The sequence below is a fragment of the Agrobacterium sp. CFBP2214 genome, from assembly GCF_030209895.1.
GTDB classification, from domain to species: domain Bacteria; phylum Pseudomonadota; class Alphaproteobacteria; order Rhizobiales; family Rhizobiaceae; genus Agrobacterium; species Agrobacterium radiobacter.
The window spans coordinates 36,829-57,373 of the sequence record NZ_JARVRC010000022.1 but is presented as its reverse complement, the minus strand read 5'-3'; the positions used below and the strand labels follow the sequence as shown (position 1 = coordinate 57,373).

Here is a 20,545-nt window from a genome sequence, read left to right as displayed (position 1 = left end):
CTAACCCTAACCCTAACCCTAACCCTAACCCTAACCCTAACCCTAACCCTAACCCTAACCCGAAGCTCTACTTGTCACTTGTCTCAAGTCATCAGTGGTCATTTACTTGGGCCAGCCAATTTTTTTTATTTTTAGATAGGCGCTCCAGGCGCTAATTTTTCAGTATAATCCCAGTCCGAAAATCCTGCCCGGGGTGTTGAACTCCCATGGCTCCAAGTGTTGAAATTCCGTCAGACCTCCCAACCCCTATCTCTTCTTATCCTGCATCATTTAATAGCCGGCGGCGCGAAGACAGTGTCCGGCAACCATGATGTCCAGAGCGGCGTATCCGGAGCAAAGAACCTGAACCAGACCCTTCTTGTTCTTACGGTCCAGTGGGGTGGCGTGGCAGAAGTTGCGGATTTTGTAAGTGCCGGCCTCAGCTTCTCGAACAAGATCAGTCTCGCGACGCTGGAGGTAACGCCAAGCAGCCTTTGTCTTGCGCTCGTTCACCAGGCGAACGTCATCACAAAGTGTTTCGCCCTCATGCAAGATTTTGGCAGCCAGATCCTCAGTCATGTCCTTTCCGCCCAAGCTCAAGAAGACTGCGTCGAGGTTCACGTCTTCGATGCCGAAAAGCACCTCAGTTGCAGTGGTGACCGATATGACAAAGTCCGCCTCTTTTAGACCCTTCTTGTCGTGGACTGCGGTAATAGGGAACGAAGTACTGTCGGAATAATCGAGAGCCAGTTTGTCGGCGGTTGGGCCCCGGCTGGAGACGGTCAGGGAGGCGATGCGATCCCCAGCGCTATGCTCAAGGAACTTGACAATTTGCTGAGCAACGGGACCGGCTCCGAACATGAAGACTTTGATGTCATTCGCACCCGCAAAGCAGTACTGAAGAGTCCAGTGGGCGTAAAGGGCAGTGCGGGCGTCGGAGATGTCGGTTCCGTCAACCTCTCCGATGAATTCGCCTGAGGTGATCTTGCGGACCTTCACCACAGTGTTCTGGCGCTGTCCTCCCAAATCGATGTTGAGAGGGTTGGAGAACAGGTCCTTGACGCCGGTGTAGGTGCCATCGCCTCCGATCAATGCTGTGTGGCGGTACTCAAGGGACTTGCCCTCATACTTTTTCTTAAGGTGAGCGTACGCTGGGTCGTTCCACAGAAAGTTGGGGTTGAGGTAGGTGATGGTCTTCTGACCCCGAGTGATGTCGCCCTGTGCTTGCTGCGACAAGAAGGTGCTAGTCGCTTCGATGACCAGCGCCGGCGTGATGTTAAGCTGTTCGCGAGAAAGAGAAGCCATTTTGCGTGAGGACAAAAAGCGTGAGTATTGGAATGTTCAAATGTGTGAAGTGTTGTTGGATGAATTTGTGTGATGATGAGAAAGTTACGCTCTAAGGGAGGAAACTTTAAAGGTATATATATATTCAATATCGAGATTAGCTTCGCCTGCCATCTTCTACTATGGTTTGAACTCGGATGACACTGCTAGACCGGTGCGCGCCCTTCATCGGCGATCGCTTGCATCGGATGGAGGAGTTCCGTGTTGCCAAGGTTATGGCGCGTCTCGTATTGCAAGCGAGGTGTGGCAGCGTGAGCAGGTTTTTCTTGATTTGAAATCAAGCTGACGCGGCCAAATGCAACATGACCATGCTGCGCCCCCTTTTTTGATGATCGCTTGCATCGGATGGAGGAGTTCCGTGCTGCCAAGGTTATGGTGCGTCTCGTATTGCAAGCGAGGTGTGGCAGCGTGAGCAGGTTTTTCTTGATTTGAAATCAAGCTGACGCGGCCAAATGCAACATGACCATGCTGCGCCCCTTTTTTGACGATCGCTTGCATCGGATGGAGGAGTTCCGTGTTGCCAAGGTCATGTGTGTCTCGTGATGTAAGCGAGGTGTGAGAGGCAAGGCTTACCAGCAGCACCGATGCTAAGTAGCCGAGCTTCGTGCGGAGAAAAGGCGTAGATGTATAAAAGGAAGTGCGTTCGGACGTATTTCATCACAAGCAACATCCAATTCACCACAGAACTAGTACATTTTTTACACTATCAAAATGTCTTCCGCCATCGCGCCTGTCAGGTCTCTTTTGGCCCGCCTCCTCAAGGACGATGACCCTCTTCTCCCAATTCTCCTTGAGACTGTTGCCACCGCCGACGAGAACCTCAATCGACTAGTCCAGATGAATGCCACCAATCCTGAAGGAACTCAAGTCGCCAAGGTCGGGGAGCTCTATGAGAAATCTAATGCTGTCAACGTCCAACGCGAGAACCTTGAACTTGTTCGTGCTGCACGGGAGATATTGAAGGAGCTTTCCGCCGACGATGGCAATGCGGATGAGATGCTTGCACGAGCCCACAAGGCAATCGAGCGTCACCGCAACTTCTCCGAGGCTCAGGTCAAGGAGTTCAAGGATTACGATCGTGCCTACATGATGGGCCGAACGAACATCGCGAGGGAGAAGGGGCTCAAGTTGACGGAAAAGCAAACCGAGATTGCTGCGGCCACCCTTGACCTCACAACCATTCAGATTGAGCTCACCCGCGCTCAAGTCAAGTTTGCCGATCTTAGCGTTCAGTTACAGCAGAAGTCCCTTGAGATGCAGAACCAGGCGTTGCTTATTCAGCAGCAGCAGAAGGAGATTGCCGACAATCAGCGCATCATTGCACAGCGGAACCTAGGTTTTACTCGCCTCGCATTCATTGCGTCGGTTATCGCTGTCATCCTCCATACGATCATCGGGATTTGCACCGTTTACTACCGCGCCACCTAGTTTGAGGATGGCGAGGTACGGCAAGGGAGCGAAGTGCTAAGGGGGCAAGGGATACTTGAGGATGGATGTGCAATTTTTGTAATTAGTCACTCATTATATGCAGCATAACTGCGCCCGCTCGTTTGATAGGTCACTTATAACAAAAGGAATTTTTTCCTTTTCGCAAATGTCCTGGATAAATTGCGTGAGCCAAGTAATTTTCGGGAAGTGATCTGGCGTTGAAGCTCAGTGTGTAAAATGAGGAGCAAAGTGAAGAGAGCGCAAGCCGTTTTCCCTCTTCGTGGGGCAGGATATATGGTAATGTAAACTAAGTATGTCTGTATATTCGTGTGCTTGTATATTTGTTTGTCTATAAGAAGATGTGAGTGTTTAAGAATTCATGAAGGCATGAGTTTATGACTGCATCCGTTCGTGTGTTCATGCGGTTAAACGAATTTACGCCGCAAGGGCAGAACGGCGGTGTCCTGGACCGGTGAATCGGCCTTCAATTCCGCGACGATGAGCTCGGCGTTCGGCAACCGACGCCGTAGCGGGGGCGGTCATAAATTTTGGCCACGTTGATGAGCAGTAAGCAGCGTTGGTGCACGCACCGTTTAACTGGGCAGGCGTAGTCGGCTCGGAGGGAAACACCCGCCCGCGTGATCGTGTCCTTCGAACACAGTAGCTGCCGCGGATATCATATAGGTGGAGTGTGTTGTCACCAAACTCTCTTCGAACAGCAGCTATTTGCGGCTGCTTCACGGCCGCGGCTAAAATCGACGGACTCACCTAGTCGTCGCTGAAAACCCTCTCAACGCCTTGGAATGTAAGACCGTATGTCCTTTTGGCTAGGTGGTGGCTTGCCCTACATTGCCTTTGCGAGGGTTGCTCGGATAGGCCGAGCCGATCCTCCCGGCAGAGGACAAGCCGTGAAGCATTGCACAGAAGTTTTCATTGGTATCAATGTATCGAAGGCACGCAACGCTATTGCAGTGGCGGACGGCGAGTGTGGTGGTGAAGTTCGCTATCTCGGTGAGGTCGATGCATCTGTGGAGAATATGCGGCGTTTTGTGAAGCGCTTGGCTGCAAATTATCACAGATTGCATTTTTGCTGCGAAGCCGGCCCGACAGGCTATGGCCTTCCTCGCCTTATCACCGAGTTGGGCTGCGATTGCATCGTTGTTGCGCCGCCGCTCATTCCAAAGAAGCCGGGTGATCGGGTCAAAACAAATCGCCGCGATGCAATTTCGCTGGCAAAGCTACTTCGAGCGGACGAACTGACGGGAGTCTGGGTGCCTGATGCTGGACACGAGGCAATGCGGGACCTGGTTCGTGCACGAACGGCAGCCTTCGAAAGCTTGCGCGTGCATCGCCAGCAGGTCAGCGCCTTCATGCTGAACATGGGAGGATCTATCCTCAAAAGACAGGCCGGGCAACGCGCCATCTGTGCTGGCTTCAAGAGCAGAGGTTTGATCATCCTGCGCATCAGATAGCGCTGCAGGAGATGATTGATGCAGTGCGTGTCGCCAAGGAGCCAGTGATGCGGCTAGAGCCGTCGATCGCTGAATTCGTTGGTTCATAGTCGCTCGGCCCCCTTGTGGTCGCCCTACAAGCTCTGCGCGGCATCAATCTGATTGTCGCTGTGACCTTTGTGGCTGAGATCGGCGATGTCTCTCGGTTCGACAACCCCGCCAACTCATGGGATACCTCGGCCTCGTGCGGCCAGAACCTTGACAACGGACATCAGAGCATACGGTGAGGGCAGCCGATCAGGCAGCTTGAGTGTCGATGGTCGACGGCGTCCAATTCCACGGAAGCATATGCTCCAGTTTGGTAATCGGCGTGTCCGCGTTGCGGGCCAGAACGTCGGTGAGCCACGCTTGCGGATCGATTTCGTTGAGCTTGGCAGTTTATGCCGACCGACGAACTATGCCGAATGCTTGTTTTGGCGTCGACGGCACGCCGCCCATTCCCGTCCTGTTCCGCCGGGAAACATTGGTTGACTCCCGGTATAGTTCTGATGCTCAGAGGGCGTTCAAGAATTCCAGAAGCCGGTCGTTTGGTCGAAATCGCTCGGCCTTTGCGCGTTCGCATGGCTTCAGCTTTGCGAGTGTAGATTCTTCAGTTCGAGGTGCGCATGAAGATAGGTCAGCGTCGTTTGCATCGCTTCGTGGTCCAACCACAGAGCAATGACCGAGCAGTCGACGTTCGCCTGTAGCAACTTCATGGCAGAGGAGTGTCGCAAGGCGTGAGGCGATACCCGCTTTGAGCGAGGGGAGACGCAGTGATGGCGGGTTTTGGCGACATATTTGTTCAAACATCGCCTACACACCGTCGGCCCGCCGCCATGCATATTCGGAAGAGAGCCTTTGCCCCTCGCCGACGCATTGTATATGCGCACCGTGGTCGAGCATTACCGAGTCTCGGTTGAGCGCTGGGTGGAGAATCCGTATTGGCAGTTCTTCTGCGGCTTTGAGTTTTTCCAGCGTGAAGCGCCGATCAACGCGAGCACGATGACGCACCGGCGCAAGGATTGGGCCGCAGGGGCTGGAGGAATTGCTGAAGACGAGTATCGAGGCAGCGCTTGAGACCGGAACGGCCAAGCCGGAATCCTTGGAGCGGATCAATGTCGATACGACGGTGCAGCCGAAAGCCATTGCTCCTCCGACTGACAGCGGGTTGTATCTGAAGGCTCTGCAGATGCTGGTCCGACAAGCGGAGAAGCACGGCATCGAGCTCAGACAGAGCTGCATGCGTCTGGCAAAAGCAGCGACGGTGCGCGCCAGCCGTTATGCCCATGCCGGGCAATTCCGCCGCATGCACCGCGAACTGAAGCGCCTGCGCACCTTCATTGGTCGCATTTTGCGCGGTATCGGCCGCAAGATCGCCGTCAACGTCGAATTGGAGAGGACCTTCGTCCGGCTGCTGGGTCTTGTCGAACGACTGCTGGCGCAAAAACCGAAGGACAAGAACAAGCTCTATTCGCTGCATGCTCCCGAGGTCGTCTGCATCTCGAAGGGCAAGGCTCGCACGCCATACGAGTTCGGTTGCAAGGTCGGTATTGCGCGGCGAACCGCGAGGGGCTGGTGCTGACGGCCATGACGTTCGAAGACAATCCCAGTAGGGGGCACACGCTCTCACGCGCCGTCGATCAGGCTGTTGCGAAGGTGTCGATCCGGATCGCATCTACGTCGATAAGGGCTATCGCGGTCATGATTACACCGGATCGGCGTCGGTGATGATTGCCGGAAGCCGGCGCGGGCTGACGCCGACCATGCTGCGGGAGCTGAAACGACGATGGGCCATATGAAGACCGATGGTAGGCTGAACCCGCAACTTCCTCCTCGGGCACGATGGCGATACCATCAATGCGCTGCTCGTGACCGCAGGTCACAATCTGCGCCTCATCCTAGCCAAACTGGCCCTTTGGCGTGCCTTCATCACGGCCCTGCTTACCGTTCTCATGCAAAATCGGATACTTCTCCAGATCTTCATCTTCCTACCGCGAGAAGATCAATGACTTAGCCTTTGTTGGGGCGACGCGTTACAAATGCAACGACATTGAAATTGATGCCGCGGCGAGAATGACGTTATCGTCCTTCTATTGTATTCACGTTGTTTGAGCGGGCAAATATGAAGAAATTTATTACCATGGCAATGGCCATTAGTGTTTTGTCTTTTTCTTCCGGGCATACCGCGGATCTGATTGATCCTCCCCTGATTTTAACTCCCCCCGCCGAAAATGCCCCCCCGCAACTCGACTGGGATGGCGGTTACGCTGGTGTCAATATCGGATTCAGCAACCTGCAGGGTCTTTTTACGGATAGCTGCAGCTGCGAAGATGCCGCCGAGGCTACGGGCAGGCAGGTGGGTCTGTTTGTGGGTCGCAATTGGCAAATTGCAGACCGGACCTGGATGGGTATCGAGGGCGACATCAGCCATAAGTGGACCGAAATCCATTATTTCGGATCCCGGGTGGGGACCGATCTTGCCGGATCCGTTCGCCTGCGTGTCGGTGAGGAAGTCGGTAACGCCCTCATCTATGCTGCTTTCGGATGGACCGGCGCAAACATCTATGTTCAGAACCCCGACGATACGGCCTTCACTCAGGGCTGGACTCTGGGAGCGGGTATCGATTGGGCACTGAACGACACAACCATCCTGCGGGCCGAATATCGCTTCAACAATTATTCCCCCGCAACATTGGCCGGCGTCGAAGTCGATTTCGATGAGGATGTTATCAGCATCGGCATCGCGCACAGATTCTGATCGGCCAAAGACTACCTATCCGTCCACATGCTTTCTTCTGCTAAATTTGAGCAGGAGCTTTCGCGGGATCGCGCTGAATAATTTGAGGGAAGCTCTTTATGGTTGAACCGACCAATACCCCATTTAACATCAGGGTGTTCGATACGCTGTACTATCTGGAAAGTCCGGATATATCGGTTGTTTCTCCAGAAAAGTCGGATAGCGGCGCTTGGGAAGTGCTAGATTTGGCTAAAGAAAAATTTATGGAACTTCATACCGACCAGCATTTTTCATCGGAACAGTTTGTCCAATTGCTGGGGGCTATGGAAATCGCGTTCAATCTCGGTCTAAGTGAAGGACGCGAGGAATGCCAGGCCGCCGCGATTTCGCTCCTGCAATCATTCGACGACGAAGTGATCGTGACTGTCCTGAATAATATGGCCGAGGGCGACAACGAACAGCCAACGCCTGAAAGTGTCTGATGACAATCGTCGCTAACCCTGACTCTTGGGCTTTTCAAAAGCCGACGAATCTTCTGTGGTTGCCACCCGAAAGCTGGTTCGGGAAATCTGCACAGCGGAGATGAGTGGATTTCTGCCTGACTTCGGCTTAGATGCCGGGAACAGGAGAGACCATGACAAGACGGCGACGCCGGATGGAGTTGCCCTCAAAAGACTGCTCATGTTTGAGATTGCGAGCTGAAGAACTCGCGCGGCGATTGATATCCTAAAGCACATTATTGTAATGCTCGAACCAGACCGGCAGTTGCGCCATTACGGTCTCGGCATCCGGGGTGGGGTTCACCGAGACGTAATCGCGCTTGAATGCCTTGACGAAGACCTCGGCCATGCCGTTCGACTGCGGGCTTTGCACCGGTGTCGTGCACGGTTCCATGCCAATCTCTCGGAGCAAGGATGTGGTGTCCCTGGCGATGAAGCACGAGCCGTTGTCGGTGAGCCATTTGATGGACTCGGACAACATGTTGATACGGCCGAAGCGGCTTTCGACGGCGTTGATCACGAGGTCCTGCACGTCTTGGCTCTTGCCGCCCTCGGTGGTGGCGACATGGGTGATAGCCTCACGGTCGCAGCAGTCGAGGGCGAAGCTGACGCGGACCTTCTCCTTGTTGTCGCAGCTGATCTCGAAGTCATCGGAGCACCACCTGATGTTCGAATGTTCGACAGCGAACTGACCATCGTTGAGGCGATCATCGGCCGCTCCGGTATGGACGCACCAATAACAGGTTGTGCAGCTTCATGACCCGGTAGACGTGCTTGGCGTTGGGGCCACGAACGTCCGTCATTCTGGGCGTTTCGACGCAGGATGGCATGGACACGCCGATAGCCGTAGGTGGGCATGTCGGAATGATGGCTTTGATTTCTTCCACCAGCTCCTGATCCGGGAGTGGTGGGCGTCCTCTGGATCTGGAAGGGGACCCTGCGGCACGCGCGGCGATATTCGAGCGGGCGACACCCGTAGTTTCGCAGACGGTCTTCATTCCAAAATCCCCCTTGGAAGAGAGAGCGAGCGCAACATCCGTTTTTTGGGCCGCCGGCGATTTCGAGGGCTTCCTTCAGAATTTCGCTCTCCATCGTCTTCTTGCCCAACAGGCGCTGCAACTCCTTCACTTGGGCCTGAAGCGCCCGGTATTCGGATGCCGGAACGGCCTCCTCTTCGGCGGCCGTGGCCGTCAGCGCCCCTTGGGACGCTAGCTTGCGCCAGGCGAACAACTGGTTCGGCTGAATGCCATGACGACGGTCACCGTCGCGTCCGCCTTATAGGTCTCGTGAATGATCGCGAGCTTCTCTGCCCTGCTCCAGCGCCGCCGACGTTCCGGACCGGAGAGGACTTCCATCTTAAAATTGCTACCAGTCATATTACCAACATTACTTCTACCCACTTAGCTAAATGAGGGAGCATGTCCGGGCCTTTCGGGGGGGGGGGCTAATTCAGACGACGGTGCCGGAACCATAGCTCAGCTTTCAAGGCGAAGGTAGCGCTCGGCCGCCATCCGAGGCGAGCAGACGCTGGTGGAATTGTCCCAGCAGTTCGACGTGCACGCCAACCAGATCAAGCAGTGGAAAGACCAGCTCCCTGAGGGGGCTACAGGCGTTTTCGGTGATGAAGCGAGGGCAGAACCGGCCAGTCCGACCGTCGATGTGAAAATGCTTCACGCCAAGATCGGCGAGCTGACGCTGGAGAATGATTTTTTGTCCGATGCGCTCGGTAAGGCGGGATTGCTGGGCGGAAAGAAATGATTGACCGCGAGCACAAGCTGTCGATCGTGAGACAGGCTAGGCTCCTCGGCTTCAGCCGTAGCAGCGTCTACTACTCGCCGCGTCCGGTATCCTGACCTACATCCCAATGGCAGGCGGATTTGTCTATCTCTGCGCCGTCGTCGACTGGTTCAGTAGGAAGGTTCTGCCATGGCAGCTCTCGATCACGATGGAAGCAACCTTCTGCATCGAGGCCGTGGAGGAGGCGCTTGCCTGCTATGCAGCGCTGAAGAAGTCGGAAGTCGCCATCTCGATGGACGGCAAGGGTGCATAGCGGGACAATGTCTTCGTTGGACGGCTCTGGCGGTCGATCAAATATGAGGAGGTCTATCTCTATGCCTACAAGACAGTGTCCGAGGCTCGCGGTGGCATCGGCCGCTATCTAACCTTTTACAACAGCCTACGCCCACGTTCATCACTTGACCGGCAGACGCCGGATCAGGCGCTACTTCAACGCCCTGACACCGATGATGGTGGCCGCATAATCGAGGCGGAAATCCACTTGGCAAAACGCCCGAAACTGTCCAGACAAACCGAGCCACCCCTATCGCAATATCATTCGAATGTCCTTCACGTCAGTAAGTCTCTCCTGCTTCCGTCTCGCCATTCTCCGCACACCTCTCAAAGCGGGTCCAGAATGTCAAAAAACGGCGCGTGCGAAGGTCGATCTTTTATTCGCCAAAAGACTGTCCGCAATTTACCGGAATCGCTGTCCGGAAAATGCGTAAAAACAAAGAGTTGGAGCACGCCCGACGATTTCGCTTTTCACCAGACGTGTTCTAGATATGGCAGAGTTACAGTCGTAACGTCTAAAGGGTTGCGAACTCCCTCAAATTGTTGATGCTGTCAGTCCATGAGCCGGACATATTGAGCATTACGCCTTTCCATCGGCGCTATCGGTTCTGCCTTAAGAGGAAAAGCATCCAGTCGCAAAGGCCTACCCTGTGGGTGATAAGCACCGGACAGCGAAGACGGGCTTTACCCCGTAAAGCATGTTCCAAGCCCAGCAGAGCCGGCGGGCAGGCCCGCGATTCGCTCTATTGAGAAGTCACCGCCATTTGCGACGGAGTGTCGAGACCGAGCGCCTCACTCAGCTGTTGCCCTTGAAACTTCAGTAAAGCGGCGAAGGTTCTGAACCAGACTATTGTACATGCCGTCTGATTCGCTATCTTTTGATGCCTCTAATAGCATACGACGCTTAACGACCCGGGGGTCGGCAAGGCGGCGGTGATGTTCGCGCATAGCCGCATGGACGGCAAGGCGAAACAGGTTAGGGCTCAAGGGTTGCATGGCAAAACGGTAAATGCGGCCGCTGTTGATAAGGTTGATGATAGTCTCGCTGCTCGGCTTCTCCGTCATGACCACCATCGTAATGGCGGGATCAATCCTCCCGATTTCCGCAAGGACGTCGGTAATATCGACACCATCCACCTCGGCATTGGAGACAATGACCCCAATCTGCTCATGCGTGAGAATGTCGATCGCCTCTTTCAGAGTGCGGGCAGCGTGTACGCGATAATCATAGCTGAACATTTCTACAACTTCTTGCCGATCTGCGTCACAGCCCTCGATGGCCAGCAGCTGCGAAGCGACGCTGAAAGGCGTGTTGGTATCGTCACCCCAGATTGGTGCGACAGTCTGTCGGATTGTCCGCGCGCTTTGAGCCGAATCTACCGCCTCGGCGATGACAGCCCGAAGTTCGGCTTGGTTCCACGGCTTATTGATGAAACGATAAACCTCTCCCTCGTTGACCGCGCCGACGATGGCAACGAGGTCACTGTAGCCGGTTAGCAGAAGACGCACCGTCTCCGGCCAACGCTCGCGCACCTGCGAAAGAAGCTGAATGCCAGTTATTTCCGGCATTCGCTGGTCACTGATCAACACATCGACGGTAATAGTCTCCAGCACTGCGAGTGCTTCTCTTGCGCTCGTTGCCGTGTAGACTTCATATTCACTGCGGAACATGATCTTCAGCAGCTTAACGATCCGCTCCTCGTCATCGACAAACAAGAGTACAGGCTTATCATTCATATCACTAACCTCAATTCCATGGACTGCGCAACTCGGGGTCGCGAGATAGGTCCGCCGTTGTTCTTAGCCTGTTGAGAGCAATGTCTCGCTGATGTGCGATAGTTTTGGGGTATTTGCTGATGCGAAGGACGCATCCTTTCTGGGCAAGATGAGGGTGATAACAGATCCCTTTCCAACCCAAGAATTGACGGCGATTGTACCGCCATGGTTTTCAATGATGCGGTAGCAAATTGACAGACCCATTCCAGTTCCCTGACCGACGCTTTTTGTCGTGAAGAATGGATCAAAGATCTTGGACAAATTCTCTTCCGGGATACCAGGACCATCGTCGCAAATATCGATCTGTACCGTGTCGGATGACGTTATCAACGTCCGCAATGTCAGCGTCCCGCGACGGTTTGTGGACGCTATAGCGTCAGCCGCATTGACAATCAGATTGAGAAAAACCTGTCGAAGTTGCGTTGGAGATCCCATGATGGGCGGAATGGAATCGAAATCCCGCTTGATGTCCGCCACGTATTTCAGTTTGGGCTTCGCCAGCAGCAGTGCGCTTTCAAGCCCCTCTTCTACGGAGAAAGGCTCAATGGTGCCCTTATCCAGTCGACTGAAATTTTTCATGGTGCGGACGAGGGTAGCGATCTCGTCGAGGCCATGCAGTCCGTCACTGAGCAACATTACCACTTCCTCATGCGCTTCTTCATCGGCGGCCTGTTCCAGAGCTGTTTCAGAGGTCAGGCGTTCGCGGATCAGTTCAAACACGGCTCTCACATAGGCGAGAGGTGTGTTGATCTCATGTGTGATACCTGCAACCATCTGGCCAAGCGCCGACAGCTTCGCCGACTGCATAAGTTGTTCCTCGACATTTTCATTGGCTTGTTGAAGCATTGCGTTATCTTTTTTGAGCTTAAGAAACCGTCGGGAAAGGCTGTATACTAGGATCAAAAAGAGGACGAAAAGTATGGCGCTGAGCAAAATAACGCCGAGCCAGAGCGCACGTTTTGTTGCCTCAGCTCCAACGGAAAGTTCCCGGACCTGCTCGAGAATAACCTTGGCGTCCGCATCCGTTGCAACCGCATTCAATTGCAGGCTGAGATCGTTGCCTTTGATGCGCTCACGCACCACAACGTCGATCTGTGCCAGAAGGCGGTTCAGTGCATTTGCCAGGCCGGTCTCGGTTGCCTGAGCTGCGTCGCGTATTCTAGAAAGCCGCTCGTTCACTTCCCCCTGAAGCAGAGGGGTGGGTGCCGTCAAGAAGCTCATCACGCTGTTCACACTCTCGGTGATGAGGTCGGATATACGCTTGTTACCGGTCGCCTGGGCCGCCACGCCAGGATGTTCATAACATTCAGCGATAACACCAGGCAGCACGGATACGGCGTTGCGAAGCATCGCGTGGCTTGCTTTCACCTGTTGAAATAAAACGTTCTTCTGGCCTATGGAGGATTGATATTGACGCAATTTGTCTAAAAGACCGACAAGTTCTGGATTTGACGCGGTGAGCGTCGTTAAAGCATTCAACCCTTGCTCGAGATCTCGTGCCGTGAGGGTGACATTGTCGTAATTCGGCGTGATTCCAAGCTGTAGCGCCAGAATACCGGAGTTCCATTGGGCCTCGAGGCTGCGCAACTCCTCGAAACTTTGCTGGAACGCCGGCAGCGCCTGGCTCGGTCGTTGGGCGTACCAAACGAGACAGCTGAGCAGGCCTGACAGCAGAACCACGAAAGCAACACACCACATCCACCCCTTGCGCGAACTTGCAAATCGCTGGATTCTGCTGCGGCCTGAGACATCGTCGATAAAATCAGAGATCTTCATTCGGTTGTCCTGTCATTGTCCCGAATTGCCCACGGGGAATCCCTGATGTTCACCGGTCAGAGATTCCAGAAATGCTTCCAGCCGAGCAACTTCTTCGGTGGCCAGATCACGACCAAGCTGATTTATGGCCATGACATTGATAGCATCGGGCAGCGTGCGGGCCGATCCGTTATGGAAGTAGGGGGCTGTCTTTGCCACATTACGCAGAGAAGGCACTCTGAAAACGGCTTCATTTTCGCTGATACCTGTGGCTTTCGCCGATCCGTGGGTACTTGCGCCATCCTCGGTACCCGGAGGAGTTCCGAATATGCCGAAAACTTGCATCATATTTCCGCCGACATTCACGCCTTGATGACAGGACGCGCAGCCATAGTCCTTAAACAGGCCATAACCCGCCTTTGCCTCTGCACTGATGGCGTTTTCCTCACCGCGCAAATAACGGTCGAAGGGGGCGTCTGGCGTATTCAGGGATCGCTCGTATTCTACCAGCGCGTCCACAATGTTTTTCCTCACAAGGCCATCGTCGTAGATCGCATCGAAGGCTTGGGTCAGTTTACTATCGCGGTTCAATGTGGCGACGACCTCCGGCCAGTGGCCACCCATTGTCCGTTCTACCACTCCATCCGCCTGATCATGCAGCGTCTTGATTTGACCCGACCAACTGAAAAGCGCGTTCAGGCTAACATTGTAAAGGGTAGGCGTGTTTATTTGGCCGGGCCAGCCCGGTAAACCGGGCGAAAGCGCGCGGCCATCCGTTAGGCCAAATTGCTTCAGGTGACAGCTTGTGCAGGCCACGCCATTGTCGCCTGACAATCGACTGTCGGAGAATAGTTTTTTTCCCAACTCGACTTTCTGGGTATTCAGTTCGGTATGCTGGGGTACGGGTGTAATCGGCTCCCCGATGTCGGGGGTCTGCGCGTGAGCCACCGTGCCGAGTATTGCTGTCCCCATTGCACAACAGAGAACGCCGAAGCGCGCAAGCCTTGGCAGCACCGCCTTGCAGTCCTCTGATATTTTCAGCCGCAAGACCACTCGCTTTGTGTCTGGCGGAAAATGGGGTTTCATTTTTGCAGGTCTCTTAAGTCTTGAGCGCGATATGTCGTCAGCTTTAGGGCAAAAGTGACAGGGAGTCACCATACGCCAGACGCATACCAATATGCCTGTGGCGAGTATTGAGTATTCGCCGTGCTTTGATTTGATGCGGGATGCCGTCTTCGAGAAGACTGCAATCGATCAAGAGCACCGCCCGCCTCGGTCGGCGTTAAGGAAATCCTGCATGTTCTCATCCTTCCCCGAACGAGCAATGTTGAGCATACGCGGCTTGTTGCTATTTGCGTGGCTGGTGCTAATCGCCTCCCTTCTTTACGATCCATTTTCTGTGCAATGGACCCGTCCGGACAGCGCCGGTCCCTTCGGCGTCAGTTTGACTCCCGTAGTGGTACAAGGCCAGGTGCTGCCCAATCAGCCATATTCTATGGGCAGCCGTATGTTCTGGACGATGATCGTGCCGATATTGCCGCTTTTTCTGATGGTTTTTGGTCATGAGGCCTGGCGTCGTATTTGCCCCCTCTCGCTCGCGTCGCAAATTCCGTCATATCTCGGTTTTCGCCGCCGCCGCAGTACACTGGAACGTCGAACCGGGCTGATAAAGCTCACTATCCCCCTTATTAAACGCGACGGCTGGCTGGAACGGAACAGCTGGTACGTGCAATTCGGGCTGTTGTTTTGTGGTATCATCGCACGGCTTCTCCTGATTAACACCGATCGTTTCACGCTGGCGATCGCGCTTTTATCGGTGATCGGCGCCGCAATGTTGACGGGTATGCTGTGGGGCGGAAAAACCTGGTGCAACTTTTTTTGCCCTGCAAATGTCGTTCAAAAAATCTATACGGAACCTGGCGGGATTTTGGAAAGTAGCCCGCACTTTTCCCGTCCCGCACTGCCGCAATCGATGTGTCGCAAGCCAAGCGGGAAGGGGGACATAAGCGCATGTGTCGCCTGCAAGGCCAATTGTGGTGATATAGATTTGCAGCGCTCCTATTGGAGCGGCGTCACGGCCGTCCCGCGCCGCAATGTTTATTATATGTTTTTTGGGTTGATAATCGGGTTTTACGGGTTCTATTATCTGTATGCCGGAAGCTGGGATTACTATTTCTCGGGCATATGGACACATGAAGAAGGCATTCACGCCAAGCTTTTGCAGCCGGGCCTCTTTATCCTCGGATATCTTGTTCCCATTCCAAAGATGCTGTCTGCTCCCCTTGTGCTGGGGCTGGCCTGTGCTGTGAGTCTCATTCTTGGACGCGGCCTTGAAGCGCTGTACCGGAAAATCCGCGCGCGCGATCCGGGCATGACAGAGCAACTTATTGTTCATCATTGCCTGTGCGTCAGCGCTTGGGTCTCCATCAACGCTTTTTATCTCTTTGGCGGACGCCCCAATATTCTTCTCTTGCCGCCGCTTGCCGGCCGGGTCGTGGATATCGCCATTGTAACCCTGACGACAATCTGGCTGCGGCAGGTCCTTCTGCAAACCCCGGAACGTTATCAGCAGGAAGGCATGGCATCCGGCCTGCTGAAACAGCTCAAGACCATGAAGCTGGATGGGTCGTCCTTTCCAGATAACAAGAAGATTGAAAATCTACGCCCCAACGAAATTTATCTCCTGGCTAAAGTCCTCCCCAATTTTTCGCAGCAACAAAAGCTGGATGCCTACAGCAAGATGCTGGAGGAGCAAATTGCGAAAGGCACGACGGGGGGAGAAACATCGCACAAGTTGCTTGAAGCTTTCCGAAAGCAGCTGAACATTACCGAAGAAGATCATAACTATCTTCTGGATGCGCTCGGATATAGCGATGATTCGAACATGCACCAGATCAGTCTGAGTGCGGAAGAAAAGGCAACCTCTATTGCCCAGTATCGCAGCATTCTGGAAAAAACCGTAGCCGACCGAATGGAAACGGGCCAGACAGTGGCCAACATCCTGGAGCTTGAAGCGGTAAAGTCCATGCTCACGGTCATGCGGCAAAGCCTGCAGGTGAGCGATAGCGAACATGAAGCTGCTCTGGCGGCGCTGTTTTCCGGCGGGATGGTCAGCGAGGAGATGAAAGACAGCCTTGAGGCGCTTGTGCGGCACAAATCGGTTCGCCTGTGTCTGGAACGGGCGGAAGTGTACGATCCGCTCGGCAGTTCTTTGATGGACGTGTTGCTCGACTATCTCGAGGAGCGGGAGCAGGTGTTGTTTAGCACCGCGCTCAGCCTTCTGCGCAATTTCCTCGACACGCCTGAAACGTGTCGAATAGCTGATGATCTGGCAGCTCTTGCCGGGCCGCGCCTCAATCTCATGCTGCGTCAACCCGTACCCTCCAATCCGGACATGCGCTGGCGTGAGGTATTCCCGGCGGAAGTTCTGGAGAGGCTCCAGCAAACGCGCAGCCTTGGGGAGTGGGAGAATGCGGCCTACCATCGTGCGGTTACGGGTAGCCGCGATATCGAACAGAGCCTCCTTGAAGTGTTGACGCTGGAAGACCCGACTATCCGCGCTATCGGCTTGACGGTATTCAGCTATATGGCACCGGAGCTGGTTGCGAGCGTGGCGCGGGGATTGCTGGAAGAGTCGGATACGCGGCAACATGCGATGCTGTATGCGGTCGCCAAGCATGTCGGCGGGCTCGAAACACCATCACAGTCCGACAGTGCGGTAGTAACGTTCCGCGCTACCGTGAATACGGCGAGCGGTAGCCAGATCCTATGCCTTAACAAGCGTCTCGTCACACTCGGCCGGGCTGTCGATAACGACATCAGTATCTCTGATCCTGCGGTGTGGACCTACCACGCCGAACTCAAAGCCGAACACGGCGAAGTTCGTCTCATGCGTGTGGATAACGCAGTCATTTTTGTGAACGGCTCCCAGGTTCACAATGAACCCGTGGCCGTCACGAGACACAGTGTCATTCGGTTCGGGAGCGCGGAGGCTACCGCCACATCTGTGGTGATTGACTGGGACAACGAGATCGAGACGGGGGATATGGTTCACATTCACCCAGTTCACCGTCTGGCCATTCTCGCCCGCCACAGCAAGTTACGCCGATTAAATCCAACATCACTTTCCACGCTGGCACTTGAATCTCGTGCGGTAAAGTATCGTCGAGGCGATCGGCTTGAAGCGAGAACCGGCGAGCAGCGGTTTTTCCTCGTGTATACCGGGTCGGTCCGGCTCTTCGATCCGGCCGGTATGAACTACGTGTCTGGGGTATCGTATGAAGCTGGCGATTTGTTCAGGTTCGCCCCCGGCGCCGTGGATTCCCCCTATTTTCCGGAAACGGAAAGCGACATTTCCATTTTACTTGATGTTCCAGCTCGTCCCGATGTCGAAGTTTGCGCTGTGAACCTGCATGTCGGTGAACGTTCGGCGCGCAACGGCCGGGTTATCCATTCGGAACCGACAGACGAGAATATTTGATAGGTTATTTTTAAATAAAGAAAGTATTGTTATGAATACGAATGTTTCGGTTGAACAACAAAAAGCATCCCTCTTCATTGCCCGAATTGCCTTTTCCATGTTCGTATATGTGGCGGATGTTGAAAAGGACATCACCGCCCAGGAAGTTCGCCGTTTCCAGACCCTGCTGAAAGAGACAGCCTGGAGCGAAAATCCTGATCTCCTTGAAGCTTTCGAAGAACTGCGGGAGAAATATTCAACTTTCTGGAGCGCTTACGAGGATGGCCGTCTCACGGTGACAAGTGCGTCAATCAGCGAGGCCATGACACATGTGAGCCTGCTGGTCGGTGAGGCCAGGGACAAGAAGCTACGCAAGGATCTAAGCCGCTTTCTGGAGCGGCTTGAAGGGGGAATCTATGGCGTAAAACTTCTTCAGGGAGACCAAAAAGCGAAGGCCCAGGCGCGCAAGGAGTTGCACCGGATCGTGGGTCATGTGCGGGAAACCCCGCCAAAGCCGGAGCAGGAGCAGCCGGAGGGTACAAGACCTGTGTTGGTGGTGCGTGCGCCGGAAGTCAAGACCCCCGTCCAATCTCCGATTCCAGCCCCAGCCCCAGCTTCGGCGCAAGCCGCGGGGGTTCGTCTCTGGCAGGCGGGTAAGACGCGCGTTCGCTGTGTCTCGATTGTTCAGGAGACCCATGACACCAAGACCTATAATTTCGTGGCTGAACCACAGGTATTGTTTCATTTCAAGGCGGGACAATTCGTTACTATCGACATTGACCTCAAGGGCCAGACCCTGCGGCGCAGCTACACCATTTCTTCTTCACCCTCGCGGCCCTACCTGTTGTCGATTACCGTGAAGAAGGTACCGATGGGTTGGATGTCGAATTGGTTGTTTGAAAACATGATCGAGGGGATGGAGTGTACCATTAGTGGTCCGGTGGGCAAATTTACGTGCGCCGACCACATGGCCCCGAAAATATTGTTTTTGGCCGCCGGCAGCGGAATTACGCCCTGTATGTCCATGCTGCGATGGCTGGCGGATACACCGACCACCACGGACATTGTTTTCATCAACAGTGTGCGGACACCGGCGGACATCATCTTCCATCAGGAGCTGCTTTATCTCAGCACACGGCTGGGTACGCGGCTGCGTCTTGCGATTTTGCCTAGCGCGCTGTCGCCGGGTCTGCCTTGGCACGGTCCAGTCGGACCTCTGAACTCGGATTTGCTGCGGAGCTATGCCCCGGACTATCTGAAGCGGGAAGTGTTTACCTGTGGACCGCCAGGTTTCATGGATTTTGCTCGATCTCTTTTGCAGAAAATGGATTTTCCGCTTCGGCATTATCATCAGGAGAGTTTCGGTCCTGTTGCCCCGGCTGCGGCGGCAGTAGCTCCTGCGGTACCGGCCGGGACCGTATCGCCGCCCGTTCCCGCTCTAAAACCCACTTCCGGTGCTTCGATCGCGGTGGCAAGCGTCATCGAGGCTCCCAAACCGATCCCAGCGGTCGTGACACCGCGCACAATGTTGTCGCCCCCCGTCAGTGTTACCCCTCCAGCCCGGACAGTTCCCGTCAGAAGTGCCCCGAACATCGAGATAAAACATAGCGGTGAGCGTTTTGCGTCAGAGTCGGGCCAAACGATACTGGAAGCGGCTGAAGCAAACGGCGTGAACCTCACCCACTCATGCAGGGCAGGGGTGTGTGGTGCCTGCAAGATGCGCGCGGTTTCAGGCGATGTCGACATGGATGGTGGACATTGTCTGTCGAGCGATGAAATGGCGGACGGTCTGGTGTTGACCTGCGTCGGCCGCGCCAAAGGCGATGTTGTGCTGTCATTGCAGTAGCCAACGATGAGGGTTGCAAAAAACTGATTTCCTTGCAACTAATGCAACGCCGTTGATCAGTAATACAATTAAATTTTCCGGTCTGGGTTGATTATTTCCCGTATGACTGGTCCCTGCAACAGGGAGCGAATCGTCAAGGTTAGGAACGACATGACGGACTGGCGTGATGGGGATGACACGGAGGAAGCCGGCCAAGCGGAAGATCAATCCTCATTGCATAGGAGGTTGTCCGGTATCGATCTAAACCTCCTGATCGCTCTTGAAGCTCTGATGGATTGTCGAAATGTGACCCATGCGGCCAGAAAGCTCGGTCAAACCCAGCCTGCCATGAGTCGATCGCTCGGACGTTTGCGTGATCTTTTGGGTGACGATCTTCTGGTTCGTAGTTCTACCGGCCTGAAGCCGACGGCATATGGCGATTATCTCGCGACCGTATTGCCGGCGGCCATGCTCCATATCAGAGATCTGATATCTTCCCGACCGATGGAGGCGGAAACACGGCTGAGCATCAGCAACGGATTGACGCCTGCCGTGCTGCCCTATTTTCTCAAATTTAGCGGCCGTGAAAATGAGATGTTAAAAATTGCCACGCACAGATCTGCGGACGAAGCTCTATCGCAGCTGCGTTTGCGGACGGCCGATTTTGTCCTTGGCGGTATCTCCACGATCGATACGGACATCGAAAGCGAACTTGTGGCAGAAGAGGAATTTGTCACGCTGGTTGGTTACAATCGGCAAGGGGTTGGTGGTGCGCGCCCGAGTGAAGGCGCCTATCTGTCGCTTCAGCAAATAAGTCTGGTCGAGAATGGCAGGGAAATTTTTCCTCAGCTGGGTGAGGCCTTGCATAGCCATGGCATCAGACGATCCAATATGATCGAGATTCCGGATGTGACAGCTGCCGCGCTCATGGTTTCCGAGAGCGATCTTGCATTGACCGTCCCCCGCTCCATCGCCAGCTGGCTTTCCAAAAGCCTGCGGCTGGCGGCTGTGTTACCGCCGGTATCCATTAGTCCGGAGAGGATTTCGCTGGCATGGCTTGCTGGCGCTTCCCAGAATAAACGCACTCGCACGCTCAATGAACTAAAAGCGTCAGTCAGGGATGCCATGGCGCAGGAACAGCTTTCGGTAACCGCCTTGCGCGCGGTTGATCGGGAAGACTAG

General features: G+C 54.6%; 12 protein-coding genes and 5 pseudogenes. 9 read left to right on the top strand and 8 right to left on the bottom strand.

Annotated elements, in window-relative coordinates; translation table 11 throughout:
- Nucleotides 1-270: 270 nt before the first annotated feature.
- Both QRN60_RS25235 and QRN60_RS25230 read right to left on the bottom strand, forming a co-directional pair.
- Entirely contained in the window at nt 271-1,284 is a 1,014-nt protein-coding gene (locus QRN60_RS25235; protein WP_111794418.1) for a hypothetical protein, read from the bottom strand.
- Nucleotides 1,285-1,536: 252 nt separating this feature from the next.
- Nucleotides 1,537-1,821 carry a hypothetical protein gene (locus QRN60_RS25230; protein WP_284767212.1) on the bottom strand — a complete coding sequence of 95 codons (285 nt, stop codon included), beginning with the start codon at nt 1,819-1,821 and terminating at the stop codon, nt 1,537-1,539.
- A gap of 213 nt (nt 1,822-2,034) precedes the next feature.
- On the opposite strand from QRN60_RS25230, the gene QRN60_RS25225 reads away from it, so the two are divergent.
- Together QRN60_RS25225 and QRN60_RS25220 are read left to right on the top strand one after the other, a co-directional pair.
- A complete protein-coding gene (locus QRN60_RS25225) occupies nt 2,035-2,751 on the top strand; it encodes a hypothetical protein (RefSeq protein WP_111794419.1) in 717 nt (238 codons plus the stop codon).
- 908 nt (nt 2,752-3,659) lie between these two features.
- Nucleotides 3,660-4,458: pseudogene (locus tag QRN60_RS25220) on the top strand (IS110 family RNA-guided transposase); the annotation flags it as partial.
- A gap of 41 nt (nt 4,459-4,499) precedes the next feature.
- Here the strand turns inward: QRN60_RS25220 and QRN60_RS25215 are convergent.
- Together QRN60_RS25215 and QRN60_RS25210 are read right to left on the bottom strand one after the other, a co-directional pair.
- Nucleotides 4,500-4,640, bottom strand: a pseudogene (locus QRN60_RS25215) (transposase domain-containing protein); the annotation flags it as partial.
- A gap of 188 nt (nt 4,641-4,828) precedes the next feature.
- Nucleotides 4,829-5,083 (bottom strand): tyrosine-type recombinase/integrase, encoded by a 255-nt coding sequence (locus QRN60_RS25210; protein WP_236761798.1) that lies wholly within the window; start codon nt 5,081-5,083, stop codon nt 4,829-4,831.
- A gap of 40 nt (nt 5,084-5,123) precedes the next feature.
- On the opposite strand from QRN60_RS25210, the pseudogene QRN60_RS25205 reads away from it, so the two are divergent.
- The 3 genes and pseudogenes from QRN60_RS25205 (at nt 5,124) to QRN60_RS25195 (ending at nt 7,460) form a co-directional block, all read left to right on the top strand.
- A pseudogene (locus QRN60_RS25205) lies at nt 5,124-6,255 on the top strand (IS5 family transposase).
- 108 nt (nt 6,256-6,363) lie between these two features.
- Entirely contained in the window at nt 6,364-6,999 is a 636-nt protein-coding gene (locus QRN60_RS25200) for an outer membrane protein (protein ID WP_129565567.1), read from the top strand.
- Nucleotides 7,000-7,097: 98 nt separating this feature from the next.
- The gene (locus QRN60_RS25195; protein WP_111794421.1) at nt 7,098-7,460 is read left to right on the top strand and encodes a hypothetical protein; all 363 of its coding nucleotides are present in this window, start codon (nt 7,098-7,100) and stop codon (nt 7,458-7,460) included.
- A gap of 197 nt (nt 7,461-7,657) precedes the next feature.
- Here QRN60_RS25195 and QRN60_RS25190 read toward each other — a convergent pair.
- Nucleotides 7,658-8,854, bottom strand: a pseudogene (locus QRN60_RS25190) (IS3 family transposase).
- Nucleotides 8,855-8,929: 75 nt separating this feature from the next.
- Between QRN60_RS25190 and QRN60_RS25185 the strand changes: the two are divergent.
- Nucleotides 8,930-9,739: pseudogene (locus tag QRN60_RS25185) on the top strand (integrase core domain-containing protein); the annotation flags it as partial.
- A gap of 601 nt (nt 9,740-10,340) precedes the next feature.
- On the opposite strand, the gene QRN60_RS25180 reads toward QRN60_RS25185, so the two are convergent.
- From QRN60_RS25180 to QRN60_RS25170, 3 genes are all read right to left on the bottom strand, one after another.
- Nucleotides 10,341-11,285: a response regulator gene (locus QRN60_RS25180; protein ID WP_111794422.1), complete on the bottom strand. Its 945-nt coding sequence runs from the start codon at nt 11,283-11,285 to the stop codon at nt 10,341-10,343.
- A gap of 63 nt (nt 11,286-11,348) precedes the next feature.
- The gene (locus QRN60_RS25175) at nt 11,349-13,100 is read right to left on the bottom strand and encodes a DAHL domain-containing sensor histidine kinase (protein ID WP_111794423.1); all 1,752 of its coding nucleotides are present in this window, start codon (nt 13,098-13,100) and stop codon (nt 11,349-11,351) included.
- A gap of 12 nt (nt 13,101-13,112) precedes the next feature.
- Complete coding sequence (locus QRN60_RS25170; RefSeq protein WP_162693447.1) at nt 13,113-14,165, bottom strand: cytochrome-c peroxidase; 1,053 nt, start codon at nt 14,163-14,165, stop codon at nt 13,113-13,115.
- 211 nt (nt 14,166-14,376) lie between these two features.
- Here QRN60_RS25170 and QRN60_RS25165 point away from each other — a divergent pair, with 211 nt between their 5' ends.
- The 3 genes from QRN60_RS25165 to QRN60_RS25155 all read left to right on the top strand — a co-directional run bounded on the left by QRN60_RS25165 (nt 14,377) and on the right by QRN60_RS25155 (nt 20,545).
- Nucleotides 14,377-17,559, top strand: a complete 3,183-nt coding sequence (locus tag QRN60_RS25165; protein ID WP_162693448.1) for an FHA domain-containing protein — start codon at nt 14,377-14,379, stop codon at nt 17,557-17,559.
- 31 nt (nt 17,560-17,590) lie between these two features.
- Entirely contained in the window at nt 17,591-19,384 is a 1,794-nt protein-coding gene (locus QRN60_RS25160; protein ID WP_162693449.1) for an FAD-binding oxidoreductase, read from the top strand.
- Between the two features lie 150 nt (nt 19,385-19,534).
- Entirely contained in the window at nt 19,535-20,545 is a 1,011-nt protein-coding gene (locus tag QRN60_RS25155; protein WP_162693450.1) for a LysR family transcriptional regulator, read from the top strand.

Coding starts and splice junctions, on each gene's coding strand:
- QRN60_RS25210 (WP_236761798.1), bottom strand. CDS start 5,083: ATGCATGGCGGCGGGCCGACGGTGTGTAGGCGATGTTTGAACAAATAT.
- QRN60_RS25180 (WP_111794422.1), bottom strand. CDS start 11,285: ATGAATGATAAGCCTGTACTCTTGTTTGTCGATGACGAGGAGCGGATC.
- QRN60_RS25195 (WP_111794421.1), top strand. CDS start 7,098: ATGGTTGAACCGACCAATACCCCATTTAACATCAGGGTGTTCGATACG.
- QRN60_RS25200 (WP_129565567.1), top strand. CDS start 6,364: ATGAAGAAATTTATTACCATGGCAATGGCCATTAGTGTTTTGTCTTTT.
- QRN60_RS25170 (WP_162693447.1), bottom strand. CDS start 14,165: ATGAAACCCCATTTTCCGCCAGACACAAAGCGAGTGGTCTTGCGGCTG.
- QRN60_RS25165 (WP_162693448.1), top strand. CDS start 14,377: ATGTTCTCATCCTTCCCCGAACGAGCAATGTTGAGCATACGCGGCTTG.
- QRN60_RS25175 (WP_111794423.1), bottom strand. CDS start 13,100: ATGAAGATCTCTGATTTTATCGACGATGTCTCAGGCCGCAGCAGAATC.
- QRN60_RS25225 (WP_111794419.1), top strand. CDS start 2,035: ATGTCTTCCGCCATCGCGCCTGTCAGGTCTCTTTTGGCCCGCCTCCTC.
- QRN60_RS25230 (WP_284767212.1), bottom strand. CDS start 1,821: ATGCAAGCGATCGTCAAAAAAGGGGCGCAGCATGGTCATGTTGCATTT.
- QRN60_RS25235 (WP_111794418.1), bottom strand. CDS start 1,284: ATGGCTTCTCTTTCTCGCGAACAGCTTAACATCACGCCGGCGCTGGTC.
- QRN60_RS25160 (WP_162693449.1), top strand. CDS start 17,591: ATGAATACGAATGTTTCGGTTGAACAACAAAAAGCATCCCTCTTCATT.
- QRN60_RS25155 (WP_162693450.1), top strand. CDS start 19,535: ATGACGGACTGGCGTGATGGGGATGACACGGAGGAAGCCGGCCAAGCG.